The following is a 14,560-nucleotide window of genomic DNA, read 5'->3' on the forward strand; positions in this document are numbered from 1 at the left end:
TGCCGGGCGGCTACCGCCGGGTGAACGTGCCCAGGTGGTCCGCGTCCAGGTACTCGACGCGCACCGAGCCGCCGGAGAAGGTGACGCCGGTGCGTCCGACCGCGTTCTCGCCGGTGGTCGGGAAGCTGAAGACGTCCCCGTCGTAGTGGGTGAGGGGGAAGCGCAGCGGCTTCGGGCCGAGGGCGAGGGTGAGGGCGCCCGAGGCGTCGGCCGTCACGGTCAGCGGGCCGTAGTACGGGTTGTCGTAGGTCCCGGTGTACGCGGCGCTGTCCCGGGCCGGCCGGGGGGAGGCGGGCGGCTTCGCGTAGTCGGTGGGGGAGCGGCCCGCCCCGTCCATCTGCGCGTACAGCGAGCCGGCCAGGGTCAGCCAGTCGGTGGAGGCCTTGCCGTGCTCCGCGACGTCGAAGAAGTCGAGGGCGACGGCGTCGGCGAGGCCGACCGGGGCGCCGTTGGTGAGGACGACGATGCCGAGGCGCTCCAGCGGGAGCAGGGTGGTGTTGGTGTTGGCGCCGAGGGAGAAGGCGCCGGAGTGGCTCAGCCGCAGCCGGCCCGCGTCGTCGTACGAGACGTTCCAGCCCAGCCCGTAGAAGCCGGCGCGGCCGGCGGGCGCGGAGGGGGGCTGGGAGACGATCTCCGGCACGTGGGTGCGGGCCAGGGTGTCGGCCGGGACGATCCGCTTGCCGTCGAGGGTGCCGCCGGAGAGCTGGAGGCGCATCCAACGGGACAGGTCGCGGGCGGTGGAGCTGACCCCGCCGGCCGGGGCCTGGGCGTCGGGGTCGCGGACGGAGCGGGGGCTCCAGGTGCCGTCGGGGTCGCGGACGTGGGTGGCGGCGCGGTCGGGGGCGTGCGCGAAGGCGGAGAACTCGGTGCTCGTGCGGGTCATGCCGGCGGGCCGGAAGAGGGTGTCCTCGCTGAGCTTCTGCCAGCTGGTGCCCTTGGCGCGGGCGACGGCCTCGGCGGCGGCGGTGAGACCGAAGTTGGTGTAGGCGTAGCTCGCGCGGAACGGGGCGAGGGGGACGTGGCGCAGGTGGTCGAGGATGTACGCCCGGTCGTAGCCGAGGTCTTCGAGGAGGTCGCCGGCGTGGTCGGGCAGGCCGCTGCGGTGGGAGAACAGGTCGGCCGTCGTGACGTGGTCGGTGACCCACGGGTCCTTCAGGGCGAACCCGGGCAGGGTGGTGCGGCGGTCCCACTGGTCGGGGGAGGTGAGGGCGCCGGCGACGACCGTGGAGGAGATCGGCTTGGAGAGGGAGGCCACCTGGAAGACGGTGTCGGGGTCGACGGCGGCGCTCTCGCCGACGCGGCGCACGCCGAAGCCCTTGAGGTGGACCACCTTGTCGTCGTGGACGACGGCCACGGAGACGCCCGGGACGCCGGTGCGGCGCATCATCTCCCGGACCGTTCCGTCGAGGCGGGCCACGGCCTGGGCCACCTGGGCCTCGGTGATCTGCGGCTTCGGGGCGGGTGGCGGGGCCGGGGCCGGGGCCGCCGATACGGTTGTCTCGGCCGTCGCCGCCGAGGTCGCTGCTGCCGTCAGCGTGAGCAGGAGGGCGGAGCCGGCCGCGCCGAGAACGCGGAGCGTGCGCATGGGGACAGTGTCCCGCCGTACGGGCGACCCCGCGCGCGGGAGCGTCACCCGTACGGGCCCGGTGCGGCGCCGTCGCGGGGCTCCGCACCGGGCCCCGCGCCTCCCACGCCGACGGGGCCGGGAGGGCACGGAGCCCCTCGCCGCAGGCGCCGGCGGGGCTGCTCGTGCCCGGGGCCCCGGCGGGGCCGGACGTCCCGGGGCCGGGAGTGGCCCCGCCGGGGTTCGGAGGGTCAGGCGGCCGCGGCGTGGTCCTGTTCGGCTTCCACCGCGGCGTTCCAGTCGCGCTTGATCGCGCGCCAGCCCTCGTCCGTCTCGCCCAGGCGCCAGTAGCCCGAGATCGACAGCCGCTCGCGCGCGACGCCCCGCTCCAGGCGGAGGTGGCGGCGCAGGTCCTTGACGAAGCCCGCTTCGCCGTGGACGAAGGCGTGCACGTCCTTGGACGGGAACTCCAGGGAGGTCACCGCCTCCACCAGGGCCTCGCCGACCGGCCGGCCGCCGCGGTGCAGCCAGACCGGGGCCACCCCGTCCGGGGTGGTGATCGGCTGCTCGTCGGCCGGGCCCTCGATCTCCAGGAACGCGTGCACCCGGGCCCCCGCCGGCATCCGCTCCATCGCCGCGGCGATGGCCGGCAGCGCGCTCTCGTCGCCCACCAGCAGGTGCCAGCCGGCCGTGCGGTCCGGGGCGTACGCGCCGCCCGGCCCGAGGAACCGTACGAGTTCACCCGGTCGGACGCGCGCGGCCCAGGGGCCGGCCAGACCCTCGTCGCCGTGGACGACGAAGTCGAGGGTCAGTTCGAGGCGGGCCCGGTCCCAGGCCCGTACGGTGTACGCCCGCTGCCGCGGCCACTGCGCGCGCGGGAAATCGGCGCGGATGCGGTCGAGGTCCCAGGGCGCCGGATAGGTGACGCCCTGGGGCGGGAACAGCAGTTTCACGTAATGGTCGGTGAACTCGCCCGCGCCGAATCCGGCCAGTCCGTCACCACCCAGCACGATGCGCACCATGTGCGGCGTGAGCCGCTCGGTGCGTACGACGACGGCGGTGCCGACTGCGCGGGCGCGTCCTTCTGCCACGGTGTCTCCCCTGACTCCCCTGAAACTTAGGATTACCTAAGTTAGCACCTCAGGGGCGGAGTGCGCTTCCCAGGCGCGACACGGCGCCTCCGAGGCCCCACCGATGGGCCAGCGCGTCGACCAGATCCGGCTGCGCCGGGGCCGTGGGAAGGGCGGGGTCGAAGGGGGGCAGAGGGACGTCCGAGGCGACCTGGACCACCTTCGGGGCCACCGCCAGATAGGGCCGTGACGCGTCCAGGCGCGTGCGCTGGGTGGGCGTCAGCTTCGACTTCGGGTCGTCGATCGCCGCGATGATCCCGGCCAGCGAGCCGTAGGCGTCGAGCAGCTTCGCCGCCGTCTTCTCGCCGATCCCGGGGACGCCCGGCAGGCCGTCGCTCGGGTCCCCGCGCAGCAGGGCCAGGTCGGCGTAGCCCGGCCCGTCGACGCCGTACTTCTCGCGCAACCAGGCCTCGTCCGTCACCTGGAGAGTGCCCACGCCCTTGAGCGGGTACAGCACCCGCCGCCGCTTCGCGTCGTCCACCAGCTGGTACAGGTCCCGGTCGCCGGTGACGATGTCCACCGGGCCGGTCGCCCGGGCCGTGAGCGTGCCGATCACGTCGTCCGCCTCGTACCCGGCGACCCCCACACGGGCGATCCCGAAGGCGTCCAGCGCCGCCTCGATGATCGGCACCTGCGGGGCGAGGGTGTCCGGCGTGTCCTCCACGTCGGGGCCGGTCGCGGTCTCCACGGCGACCCGGTGGGCCTTGTAGGAGGGGATCAGCTCCACCCGCCACCGCGGCCGCCAGTCCGCGTCCATGCAGGCCACCAGGTCGTCCGGGCGGTGGTCCTGGACCAGGCGGCCGATGAAGTCGAGCAGTCCGCGCACCGCGTTGACCGGGGTGCCGTCGGGGGCCTTCACCGAGTCCGGCACACCGAAGTAGGCGCGGTAGTAGAGGGAGGCGGTGTCCAGGAGCATCAGGCGTCGTGTCGTCACGGGGACGATGATGCCGCAACGCGGCCGGCCGCCGACGGCCCCCGGCCCCGCCCGCGCACCGCGGCCCGGGCCGTGGCCGCGCACCGGCTCCGGCGGGACTCCGGCGGTCCTCGACCGGGCCGTGGTCGGGTGGGGGATCGCGCCCGGTCCGCCGCCCTCCCGTACCGGGAGCGGACGGTGACCGGGCGGGTACGGGACATCACCGGTGAGGGGGCCAGTGCTCCCGTGCGCGCGAAACCGGAGGCGGTTGCTGCGTAAGGTGCTTACAGCACACCGATGTGCGACGGACATGGGGAGGGCAGCCCCGACATGAACCACAGGGACGGCACGGACGACAAGCCGCACGTGAAGGACGACAAGGACGACCACGGCAAGGACAAGGACGGCAAGGAGCCCCTCAGAGTGGGCGTGGCCGTGCGCAAGCGGCGCCGCGCGCTCCAGCTGACGCTCGCCGTCGTCTCGGCGCGCAGCGGCCTGTCCGTGCCCTTCCTGAGCCAGATAGAGAACGAGCGCGCCCGGCCCAGCATGCGCTCCCTGGAACGGGTCGCCGACGCCCTCGAAACCACCGCCGTCGAACTGCTGGCCGCCTCCGACACCGCCCGCACCGTGGACCTCGTACGGGCCGGCGACGCGTCCGCGATGACCCCGGTCGCCGGGGTCCGGGCCCTGGTGCGCGGCCACCACCAGCTGCACGCCCTGGAGTTCACCGGGGACCAGGACGCCGGGCGTGAGTACCAGCACCGCAACGACGAGCTGATGTACGTGGTCTCCGGCGCCTGCCAGGTGGAGGCGGAGGGGCGGGCGTACCGGCTGGAGAGCGGCGACGCGCTGTTCCTGTCGGGCGGCGTGCGCCACCGGTGGCGGGCCGTCACCGAGGACACCCGGTTCCTGGTCGTCGCGGTCGGCGAGCACATCCACGCGACCTCCGAGCCGCCGTCCCCCGGACGCTGAGCGGCGTGGGCGGGGCCGTGCGCCGGGTCGTCTCGCTGGTGCCGTCGCTGACCGAGGCGGTCGCCGTCAGCGCCCCCGGACTGCTCACCGGGGTGACGGACTGGTGCACGCACCCGGCCGACCTGGGCGCCGCGGTGCGGATCGGCGGGACGAAGAACCCGGACGTGCGGCGGATCGCGGAGCTGCGCCCCGACCTGGTCATCGCCAACGAGGAGGAGAACCGGGCCCCGGACCTCGCGGCGCTGCGCGCGGCCGGCCTGGAGGTGCTGGTCACCGAGGTGCGCGACCTCCCGCAGGCGCTGCGCGAACTCGACCGGGTGCTGGTGGGGGCGCTGGGCCTGGAGCGGCCGCAGTGGCTGGCGGACGCGGAGGCGGCCTGGGCCCGGGCGCAGCCGCTGGGTCCGCTGCGCGCGGTCGTGCCGATCTGGCGCCGGCCGTGGATGGTGCTGGGCCGGGACACCTTCGCCGGGGACCTGCTGGCCCGGCTGGGCGTCGTCAACGCGTACGCCGGGCACGCGGAGCGCTACCCGCGGGTGCCGGTGGCGGAGCTGGCCGGGAGCGGCTGCGACCTGGTGGTGCTCCCGGACGAGCCGTACCGCTTCACGGCCGCGGACGGCCCCGAGGCCTTCCCCGGGCTGCCCGCCGCGCTGGTCTCCGGCCGTCACCTCACCTGGTACGGCCCCTCGCTGGCCGAGGCGCCGGCGGTCCTGGCCGCGGCGCTGCGGGCCGCGTCCGCGGTCTAGGCGGTGCGCGGTGCGGCCAGGAGGCGGCCGGTGGACAGTCCGCGCAGGGTGTGGGCGGCGGCCAGGAGCCAGGCCGTCACCAGGGCCAGGAAGAGGGCCGCGGCCAGCCAGGCGAAGGCGGCGAGGCCGGTGTGGCGGGCCAGCCCGGCGGCGCCGGTGACGCAGGTGCCGACGGGGAAGGTCAGCGCCCACCAGGTCATCGCGAAACCCATGCCGCGGCGGGCGGCGCGCACCAGCATGGCGGCGGAGAGGGCCAGCCACAGCAGGGCGAAGCCCATCACCGGGACCCCGTACACGACGGCGAGGGCGCCGAGCGCGCCCGCGTAGGGGGCGCCGATCGACAGGGGCGCCATGTCGGCGAGCTGGTTCACGGCGGTGGTGGACTGGCCGAGGGGGCCCAGGACCAGGAACAGGGTCGGCGTGAGGAGCAGGGGGAGCGGGCCGTGCGCGATCAGCCGGCCGAAGACCAGGGGAAGCATCAGCAGGGTGGCCAGCAGGCTCAGGCCGAACAGCGCGTAGCAGGCCAGCAGCATCGCCTCGCGGGGCGCGCCGGGGGGCAGGTGCGGGATGAGCAGCGGGCCGAGGGCGGCGGAGACCATCGGGGCGACCAGGGGGAGCAGCCAGACGGGGGTGGCCTGCGCGGCCTCCACCTTGTGGCGGACCACCATCAGGTACGGGACCACGACGGCCATCAGCAGGCCGATCGCGGTGCCGGCGGTGAAGAGCACGGCGTCGACCGCGACGGCGGCGCGCTGGCCGACGAGGTCCCTGCCGACGAGGAGGGTGCCGCCGCCGACGGCCAGCAGGGCCATGGAGAGACAGCCGTAGAAGGGGGCGACCGCGGGGTCCAGGAGGTGGGCGCGGGCCTGGTCGCGGTGGTGGATCCAGTGGCCGGCGCGGGCCGCGAGCAGGACGGCGAGGGCGGCGGCGGACAGCGCCCACAGCAGCTGGCAGACCACGCGCTGGCCGGGGAGCTGGTAGGGGAGGGTCGCGCCGGCGTTGGCGATGATCGCCGTGCCCATCACGGAGGCGTACCAGTTCGGGCCGAGGTGCCGCAGGGCCTCGTGGGCCCGGGGAGCGGTCCGCTCGGCGGGGGCGGTGCGGGGGCCGGTTCCGCTTCCGGGGTGTGCGGCGGTGCGGAGGGCGGCGGGGGCGGCGGTGGTGACCATGGCTCCAGCCTGCTGCGGGGCCGGGCCGGGTGGCAGGGGGCATCTCCCTATGAGGCCATAAACTGATGTTATGGGTAATGAGGAGTGGGTTCCGCTGGCGCACCGGGTGCCCGACCTGGGCGCTCTGGAGCTGCTGCTCGCGGTCGCGCGGATCGGCAGCCTGAGCGGCGCGGCCCGCCGGCTGGGCATCACGCAGCCCGCGGCGAGCAGCCGCATCCGGGCGATGGAGACGCGCCTGGGCGTGGCCCTGGTGGACCGTTCGCCGCGCGGTTCGACGTTGACCGCCGAAGGCGCGCTGGTCACGGACTGGGCGCGGCGGGTGGTGGAGGCGGCGGAGGCCTTCGACGCGGGGGCGCAGGCGCTGCGCGGCCGGCGGGACTCGCGGCTGCGGGTGGCCGCCAGCATGACCATCGCGGAGTACCTGCTGCCGGGCTGGCTGATCGCGCTGCGCGGCCAGCGCCCGGACACGGCGGTGTCCCTGCACGCGGGGAACTCGGCGGTGGTCGCCCAGCGGGTGCTCGCGCACGAGGCGGACCTCGGCTTCGTGGAGGGACTGACCGTGCCGGAGGGGCTGGACTCCGCGGTGATAGCGCAGGACCGGCTCGTCGTGGCGGTGGCGCCCGGGCACCCGTGGGCCCGCCGTACCAAGGGTGTGGCCGCCGCGGAACTGGCCGCGGCCCCGCTGATCCTGCGCGAGCGCGGTTCGGGGACGCGGCAGGTGCTGGACGCGGCGCTGGCGGGCTGCGGCGGGCTGGCCGAGCCGCTGCTGGAACTGGCGTCGACCACGGCCGTGAAGGCGGCGGCGCTGAGCGGGGCCGGGCCGTGCGTGCTGTCGGAGCTGGCCGTGGTGGACGAACTGGCGGCGCGCCGGCTGGTGGAGGTCCCGGTGGCCGGGGCGCCGCTGGACCGCGCGCTGCGCGCCGTCTGGCCGGCGGGCTCGCGCCCGGCGGGCCCGGCCCGCGACCTCCTGTCGCTGACCCGCCGGCCGGCGGCGTAGCCCGCCTGTGCTGTCTCAGCCGTTCCTGCGGCCCCCGCGGCCCCTGCGGCCCCCGCGGCCCCTGCGGCCCCCGCCGTCCCTGCCGGACCGCGCCGGAAGCGCCGGGAGGGTCGGCCTACGCCACCGGGAGCGGGGTGCGCCGGGCGGCGCGGGTGGTGGCGGCGGCGACCAGGGCCGACATCACGCGGGTGTCCGTGTCCCGTTCGGGGTGCCACTGCACGCCCAGCACCCACCGGACCGGGTCGGCCAGTTCGACCGCCTCCACGGTGCCGTCGAGCGCCCGGGCCGAGACGACCAGCCCCCGGCCCAGCCGGTCCACCGCCTGGTGGTGGTAGGTCGGCACCTCGGCGTCCCGCGGGACCAGCGCCCCGTAGCGGGTGCCCGGGACGGGGCGGACCGGGTGGCTGCCCATGACGCCCGGCACGTCGACGTGGCCGTCGAGGTGCTGGGTGAGGGTGCCGCCCAGGGCCACGTTCAGGGCCTGCATGCCCCGGCAGACGCCGAGCAGCGGTACCTCCGCCGTCAGGGCGGCGCCGATCAGGGCGAGCTCCCAGTGGTCGCGGACCGTGGCGGGAGGGCCCGTACGGGGGTCGCGGGCGGCGCCGTAGTGGACGGGGTCGAGGTCCGGTCCGCCCGCGACGACCAGGCCGTCCACCCGGCCGAGCACCTCCGCGGCCCGCTCCGGCTCGTCCGGGGGCAGCAGGACGGCCGCGCCGCCCGCCGCCTGGACGAGTTCGTAGTACCCGGCGGGCACGAGGGCCGTCGGGACGTCCCACACCCCGTAGCGGGTGGAGTCCTCCACGTAGGTGCTGATGCCGATGAGCGGCCTGGGCACGTTCTCTCCCTCCGGTGCGGGCGGTGCGGTCGTACCGTACGAGGATCTCAGCCGCGCGCGAGTTCCGCCTCGGCTTCGGCCAGCGCCGCGAACTCCTCCTCGGGTGCGGACGCCACCAGGCGGCGGCGGCTGTAGAGGGCGAAGTAGCCGAGTGCGACGGCGTACACGGCCAGCGCGATGAAGGCCGCCTCCCGGTCCACCAGGAAGGTGGCGACCAGGGCCGAGAGGGCGAGGACGAAGGCCACCGAGGAGGTCAGGACGCCGCCGGGGGTGCGGTACGGGCGCTCCAGGTGGGGCTCGCGGCGGCGCAGCACGATGTGGGAGAGGGCCATCAGGGCGTACGAGATGGTCGCGCCGAACACCGCGATGTTGAGCATGCGCGCACCGTCGCCGGTCAGCGCGGCCAGCCCGAAGCCGATCGCGCCGGGGATGACGAGCCCGAGGTACGGGGCCTTGCGGCGCGAGGTCAGGGACAGGAAGCGCGGCAGGTAGCCGGCCCGGGAGAGGGCGAAGAGCTGGCGCGAACCGGCGTAGATGAGGGAGAAGAAGGAAGCCACCAGGCCGGCGAGGCCCGCGTAGTTCACGAACCGGCTCAGCGCCGTCGGGCCGTCCTCCCCCTCCAGGGCCACGACCAGCGGGTTGCCGGCGGACTTGATGGCGTCGGCGCCCTGCGCGCCGGTGGCGGCGAAGAACGTGATCAGGGCCAGCGCGGCGAGGACGGCCATGGAGATGGACAGCGCGCGGGGCATGGAGCGGACCGGGTCCTTGGCCTCCTCGGCCGCCAGCGGCACCCCCTCCACCCCGAGGAAGAACCACATGCCGAACGGGAAGGCGGCCCAGATGCCGAGGACGCCCAGCGGCAGCCAGGAGTTCGAGCCGAAGGCGCTCGCGTCGACCGGGATGTCGTCGAGGCCGCCGGCCTCGAAGCCGGTGAAGGCGCCCACCGCGAAGATCAGCAGGGCGGTGACGGCGATGGCGGTGACGACGAGGCTGAAGCGCAGGGCCTCGCCCACGCCCCAGAGGTGGACGCCGATGAAGACGACGAAGCAGCCCAGGTAGACCGGCCAGCCGGAGGTGAGGCCGAAGAGCCCGAGGGACTCGACGTAGTCGCCGATGAAGATCACGATCGCTGCCGGGGCCAGGATGTACTCGATGAGGATGGCCGTACCGGTGAGGAAGCCGCCCCAGGGGCCCAGCGCGCGCCGCGCGAAGCCGTAGCCGCCGCCCGCCGTGGGCAGGATGGTGGACAGCTCGGCGAGCGAGAAGACCAGACAGGCGTACATCGTGCCCATGAGGACCGTGGCGATCGCGAGGCCGCCGAACCCGCCCTTCGCCAGGCCGACGTTCCAGCCGGAGAAGTCGCCGGAGACGACGTACGCGACGCCCAGGCCGGTGAGCAGCAGCCAGCCGGCGCTGCCGCGGCGCAGGGTCCGGCGCTTCAGGTAGTCGTCGCCGTCGGGGGATCCGGGGGAGGGGGGTACGGCCGTCAGCCGTGCCCGATTGTCGTCGGCCATCGTGCGCTCCTGCCTCGGGGCAATGGTTGTGGGGCGTACCTTTGCTCCAGTCGAGTGGCCCGCGCAAGACCCCTGCGTGAAACGGACGTGACGAATCGCTCCGGGCGGCCGGTCGCCGGCCGGCGCCGGGACCGCGTTCAGGCCCGCGCCGGGCCCGCGCCGGGCCCGCGCCGGGCCCGCGCCGGGCCCGCGTCAGGCCAGGAAGCCGCGCAGCAGGGCCGCCGTGCCGCAGCAGTGCTCGCGCATCGTGGCGCGCGCACCGGCCGCGTCGCCCTCCAGCACCGACTCCACCAGGGCGGTGTGCTGCTGCTGCGAGTGCTCCAGGTTGCGCACCAGCAGCGGGATGCAGTCCAGCAGGTCGTTCACGGTGGCCCGGACCGCCGCGTACTGGGCCGTCAAGGTGGCCGATCCGGCCAGTTCGCACAGGGCCAGGTGGAAGAGGGTGTCCTGCCGGCGGTAGTCCCGCAGCGGCGCGTCGTGCGTCGCCGCCAGGGCGGCGAGCAGTCGTTCGGTGCCCTCCTCGGTCAGCCCGTGGGTGGCGCACAGCCCGGCCGCGCCCACCTCCAGCACCTCGCGGAAGCGCAGCGCGTCCTCGATGTCCACCCCCGCCACGCGCCGGCGCAGCTCCTCCTCGGCGCCGCCCGCCGGGGTGTCGCGGCGGGGCAGGACGAACGTTCCGCCGTAGCGGCCGCGCCGCGCCTCCACCAGCCCCTGGTCCTGGAGCACCTTCAGCACCTCGCGCAGGGTGACCCGGCTGATCCCCATCCGCTCCGCGAGCTCGCGCTCGGGCGGCAGCCGCTCCCCGCCGGCCACCAGGCCGAGCCGGACCACCTGGAGGATCTGCTCCAGGGCCTCCTCGAAGCCGTTGCCCGCCCGTACCTGCCGCAGCACGGGATTGAGCCGCGCGACGGCGTCACCCCCGCCCGCCGTGTCGGTCATCTTCCCGCCACCCCTTCCCAAGCAATGGTTCTATTCAATACCTTAGGCCCTCTCGGCTCACCGAAGGAGAGATTCCCGTGGTAGACCGCAAGCCGCCGCTCGCACCCGAGGAGCTCCGCGCCCTCGTCGCCAGCGGTGAGATCGACACAGTCGTCATGGCCTTCCCCGACATGCAGGGCCGCCTCCAGGGCAAGCGGTTCGCCGCCCGGTTCTTCCTCGACGAGGTCCTCGCGCACGGCACCGAGGGCTGCAACTACCTCCTCGCCGTCGACACCGACATGAACACCGTCGACGGCTACGAGATGTCCTCCTGGGACCGCGGCTACGGCGACTTCGCCATGCACCCCGACCTCGCCACCCTGCGCCGCGTGCCCTGGAACCCGGGCAGCGCCTTCCTCGTCGCCGACCTCGCCTGGAACGACGGCACGCCCGTCGTCGCCGCGCCCCGGCAGATCCTGCGCCGCCAGCTCGACCGCCTCGGCGAGCTCGGGTACACGGCGATGGTCGGCACCGAGCTGGAGTTCATGGTCTTCCAGGACACCTACGAGCAGGCCTGGAACGCCAACTACCGCGGCCTGACCCCCGCCAACCAGTACAACATCGACTACTCCGTCCTCGGAACCGGCCGCGTCGAACCCCTGCTGCGCCGCATCCGCAACGAGATGCAGGCCGCGGGCCTGACCGTCGAGTCGGCCAAGGGCGAGTGCAACCTCGGCCAGCACGAGATCGCCTTCCGCTACGACGAGGCGCTCACCACCTGCGACCAGCACGCCGTCTACAAGACCGGAGCGAAGGAGATCGCCGCCCAGGAGGGCGTCTCGCTCACGTTCATGGCCAAGTACGACGAGCGCGAGGGCAACTCCTGTCACATCCACCTCTCCCTCGGGGACTCCGACGGACACAACGCCATGGCCGGAGACGGGCCGGGCGGAATGTCACCGCTGATGCGGCACTTCCTGGCCGGCCAGCTGGCCGCACTGCGCGACTTCTCCCTTCTCTACGCCCCCAACATCAATTCGTACAAGCGTTTCCGGCCGGGATCCTTCGCGCCGACCGCGGTCGCCTGGGGCGTGGACAACCGGACCTGCGCCCTGCGGGTGGTCGGCCACGGCCGCTCGATGCGCTTCGAGAACCGCCTCCCCGGCGGCGACGTCAACCCCTACCTCGCCGTCGCCGGCCTGGTGGCCGCCGGGCTCTACGGGGTCGAGCACAAGCTGGAGCTGCCCGACGCCTGCGCGGGCAACGCCTACGCCGCCGACTACGCGCACGTCCCGACCACCCTGCGCGAGGCCGCCGAGCTGTGGGAGAACAGCGAGATCGCCCGGGCCGCCTTCGGCCCCGAAGTGGTCGCCCACTACCGGAACATGGCCCGCGTCGAGCTCGACGCCTACGACTCCGCCGTCACCGACTGGGAACTGCGCCGCTCCTTCGAACGCCTCTGACCCGACCGCACCGCACCGCGCGCACCGCCCGACCGCACCGCACCGCACCGCACCGCACCGCACCGAACCGAGAGTCTGCGAGGCACCCACGTGTCCGATGTGCTGGAAGTCCTGAATCCGGCCACCGAGGAAACCGTCGCCGTCGTCCCGGCCGCCACACGGGACGACGTCGACGCCGCCGTCGCCCGGGCCGCCGCCGCCCAGCGCTCCTGGGCCGCCGCGTCCCCCGCCGACCGGGCCCGGCTGCTGCGCCGCTTCGCCGCCGCCGTCGACGGCCACGTCGAGGAACTGGCCGCCCTGGAGGTCCGGGAGGCCGGCCACACCATCGGCAACGCCCGCTGGGAGGCCGGCAACGTGCGCGACCTCCTCGACTTCGCGGCCGGCGGCGTCGAACGGCTCTCCGGCCGCCAGATCCCCGTCGCCGGCGGCATCGACGTCACCTTCCTCGAACCCCTCGGTGTCATCGGCGTGATCGCCCCCTGGAACTTCCCCCTGCCGATCGCCGCCTGGGGCCTCGCCCCGGCCCTCGCCGCCGGCAACGCCGTCATCCTCAAGCCCGCCGAGACCACCCCGCTCACCGCCCTGCGCCTCGCCGCCATCGCCCTCGAAGCCGGCCTGCCCGAGCACCTCTTCCAGGTGCTCCCCGGCCGCGGCGCGGTCGCGGGCGACGCGCTCGTCGAACACCCCGGCGTGGCGAAGATCGTGTTCACCGGCTCCACCCGCGTCGGCAAGCAGATCATGGCCAAGTGCGCCGACCGGGTGAAGCGCGTCACCCTCGAACTCGGCGGCAAGAGCCCCAACATCGTCTTCGCCGACGCCGACCTCGAAGCCGCGGCCGCCGCCGCCCCCATGGCCTTCCTCGACAACACCGGCCAGGACTGCTGCGCCCGCACCCGCATCCTCGTCCAGCGCACCGTCCACGACCGGTTCCTCGACCTGCTCGCCCCCGCCGTCGAAGCCGTGGTCGTCGGCGACCCGGCCGACGAGAAGACCCAGATGGGGCCGCTGATCTCCCGGGCCCAGCGGGAACGCGTCCGCTCCTACGTCACCGACGACCTCACCACCGTCCGCGGCGCCGCACCGCAGGGCCCCGGCTTCTGGTACCCGCCCACCCTCGTCACCGACGTGGACCCGGCGGCGCCCGTCGCCGTCGAGGAGGTCTTCGGGCCCGTCGCCGTCCTTCTGCCCTTCGAGGACGAGGAGGACGCCGTACGCCTGGCCAACGCGACCGCGTACGGCCTCTCCGGTTCCCTGTGGACCCGCGACATCGGCCGCGCCCTGCGCGTCTCGCGGGCCGTGGCCGCGGGCAACCTGTCGGTGAACTCCCACTCCAGCGTCCGCTACTGGACCCCCTTCGGCGGCTACAAGCAGTCCGGACTCGGCCGCGAGCTCGGACCCGACGCCCTCACCGCTTTCACCGAGACCAAGAACGTCTTCATCAGCACGGAGGCCTGAACCACCATGACCGACCGCACCGAAGAGACCATCTGCCGCCGCCTCGTCGGCCGCACCGCCGTCATCACCGGAGCCGGCAGCGGCATCGGCCTGGCCACGGCCCGCCGGCTCGCCTCCGAAGGCGCCCACGTGGTCTGCGCCGACATCGACCCGGTCGCCGGCAAGGCCGCGGCCGAGGAGGTCGGCGGGCTCTTCGTCCAGGTGGACGTCACCGACAAGGACCAGGTCGACGCCCTCTTCAAGACGGCCCACGACACCTACGGCTCCGTCGACATCGCCTTCAACAACGCCGGCATCTCGCCCGCCGACGACGACTCGATCCTCCTCACCGAGCTCGACGCCTGGAAGCGCGTCCAGGACGTCAACCTCACCTCCGTCTACCTCTGCTGCAAGGCCGCCCTGCCCTACATGCGGGCCCAGAAGCGCGGCTCCATCATCAACACCGCCTCCTTCGTGGCCCTGATGGGCGCCGCGACCTCCCAGATCTCCTACACCGCCTCCAAGGGCGGCGTCCTTGCGATGTCCCGCGAACTCGGCGTGCAGTTCGCCCGCGAGGGCATCCGCGTCAACGCCCTGTGCCCCGGGCCGGTCAACACCCCGCTGCTGCGGGAGCTGTTCGCCAAGGACCCCGAGCGCGCCGCCCGCCGCCTCGTGCACATCCCCGTCGGCCGGTTCGCCGAGCCCACCGAGATCGCCGCCGCCGTCGCCTTCCTCGCCAGCGACGACTCCTCCTTCGTCAACGCCGCCGACTTCGTCGTCGACGGCGGCATCGCCGGCGCGTACGTGACCCCCCTGTAGGCCCTCTCCCCCCGATCGTGCCGGGCCCCCCGGCACCCCCCCCGCACCCTCCCGCCGGCCGGGCGTCGCACGACGCCCGGCCGACGCGT

The 14,560-nt window shown here is 74.5% G+C and carries 13 protein-coding genes; 6 read left to right on the top strand and 7 right to left on the bottom strand.

Annotation, left to right across the window (positions count from 1 at the left end; genetic code table 11):
* Positions 1-10: 10 nt before the first annotated feature.
* The 3 genes from CP968_RS26390 to CP968_RS26400 form a co-directional block, all read right to left on the bottom strand.
* The gene (locus CP968_RS26390; RefSeq protein ID WP_150520371.1) at positions 11-1,585 is read right to left on the bottom strand and encodes a serine hydrolase; all 1,575 of its coding nucleotides are present in this window, start codon (positions 1,583-1,585) and stop codon (positions 11-13) included.
* A 230-nt stretch (positions 1,586-1,815) separates the two neighbouring features.
* The gene (locus CP968_RS26395) at positions 1,816-2,655 is read right to left on the bottom strand and encodes a siderophore-interacting protein (RefSeq protein WP_150520372.1); all 840 of its coding nucleotides are present in this window, start codon (positions 2,653-2,655) and stop codon (positions 1,816-1,818) included.
* 49 nt (positions 2,656-2,704) lie between these two features.
* Positions 2,705-3,610: a 5'-3' exonuclease gene (locus tag CP968_RS26400; RefSeq protein WP_189829003.1), complete on the bottom strand. Its 906-nt coding sequence runs from the start codon at positions 3,608-3,610 to the stop codon at positions 2,705-2,707.
* A 420-nt stretch (positions 3,611-4,030) separates the two neighbouring features.
* Here CP968_RS26400 and CP968_RS26405 point away from each other — a divergent pair, with 420 nt between their 5' ends.
* Both CP968_RS26405 and CP968_RS26410 read left to right on the top strand, forming a co-directional pair.
* Entirely contained in the window at positions 4,031-4,579 is a 549-nt protein-coding gene (locus tag CP968_RS26405; RefSeq protein WP_189829004.1) for a helix-turn-helix domain-containing protein, read from the top strand.
* A 5-nt stretch (positions 4,580-4,584) separates the two neighbouring features.
* The gene (locus CP968_RS26410) at positions 4,585-5,322 is read left to right on the top strand and encodes a helical backbone metal receptor (RefSeq protein ID WP_150520373.1); all 738 of its coding nucleotides are present in this window, start codon (positions 4,585-4,587) and stop codon (positions 5,320-5,322) included.
* Here the strand turns inward: CP968_RS26410 and CP968_RS26415 are convergent.
* Complete coding sequence (locus CP968_RS26415) at positions 5,319-6,491, bottom strand: TDT family transporter (protein WP_150520374.1); 1,173 nt, start codon at positions 6,489-6,491, stop codon at positions 5,319-5,321. The genes CP968_RS26410 and CP968_RS26415 overlap by 4 nt on opposite strands.
* Before the next feature lie 70 nt (positions 6,492-6,561).
* On the opposite strand from CP968_RS26415, the gene CP968_RS26420 reads away from it, so the two are divergent.
* A complete protein-coding gene (locus CP968_RS26420; RefSeq protein WP_150520375.1) occupies positions 6,562-7,488 on the top strand; it encodes a LysR family transcriptional regulator in 927 nt (308 codons plus the stop codon).
* A 115-nt stretch (positions 7,489-7,603) separates the two neighbouring features.
* Here the strand turns inward: CP968_RS26420 and CP968_RS26425 are convergent, their stop codons facing one another.
* The 3 genes from CP968_RS26425 to CP968_RS26435 all read right to left on the bottom strand — a co-directional run bounded on the left by CP968_RS26425 (position 7,604) and on the right by CP968_RS26435 (position 10,776).
* Positions 7,604-8,323 carry a gamma-glutamyl-gamma-aminobutyrate hydrolase family protein gene (locus CP968_RS26425; protein WP_150520376.1) on the bottom strand — a complete coding sequence of 240 codons (720 nt, stop codon included), beginning with the start codon at positions 8,321-8,323 and terminating at the stop codon, positions 7,604-7,606.
* Between the two features lie 47 nt (positions 8,324-8,370).
* Positions 8,371-9,837, bottom strand: coding sequence for an ethanolamine permease (gene eat, locus CP968_RS26430; RefSeq protein WP_229886802.1), 1,467 nt, complete (start codon positions 9,835-9,837; stop codon positions 8,371-8,373).
* Positions 9,838-10,029: 192 nt separating this feature from the next.
* Positions 10,030-10,776 carry a FadR/GntR family transcriptional regulator gene (locus tag CP968_RS26435; protein WP_150520377.1) on the bottom strand — a complete coding sequence of 249 codons (747 nt, stop codon included), beginning with the start codon at positions 10,774-10,776 and terminating at the stop codon, positions 10,030-10,032.
* Positions 10,777-10,853: 77 nt separating this feature from the next.
* On the opposite strand from CP968_RS26435, the gene CP968_RS26440 reads away from it, so the two are divergent.
* From CP968_RS26440 to CP968_RS26450, 3 genes are all read left to right on the top strand, one after another.
* Positions 10,854-12,218 (top strand): glutamine synthetase family protein, encoded by a 1,365-nt coding sequence (locus CP968_RS26440; RefSeq protein ID WP_150520378.1) that lies wholly within the window; start codon positions 10,854-10,856, stop codon positions 12,216-12,218.
* A gap of 90 nt (positions 12,219-12,308) precedes the next feature.
* A complete protein-coding gene (locus CP968_RS26445; protein WP_150520379.1) occupies positions 12,309-13,673 on the top strand; it encodes an aldehyde dehydrogenase family protein in 1,365 nt (454 codons plus the stop codon).
* Positions 13,674-13,679: 6 nt separating this feature from the next.
* A complete protein-coding gene (locus tag CP968_RS26450; RefSeq protein WP_150520380.1) occupies positions 13,680-14,471 on the top strand; it encodes a 3-oxoacyl-ACP reductase in 792 nt (263 codons plus the stop codon).
* Positions 14,472-14,560 lie beyond the last annotated feature (89 nt).

Origin of the sequence: Streptomyces subrutilus (assembly GCF_008704535.1) — a bacterium.
GTDB classification, from domain to species: Bacteria; Actinomycetota; Actinomycetes; order Streptomycetales; family Streptomycetaceae; genus Streptomyces; species Streptomyces subrutilus.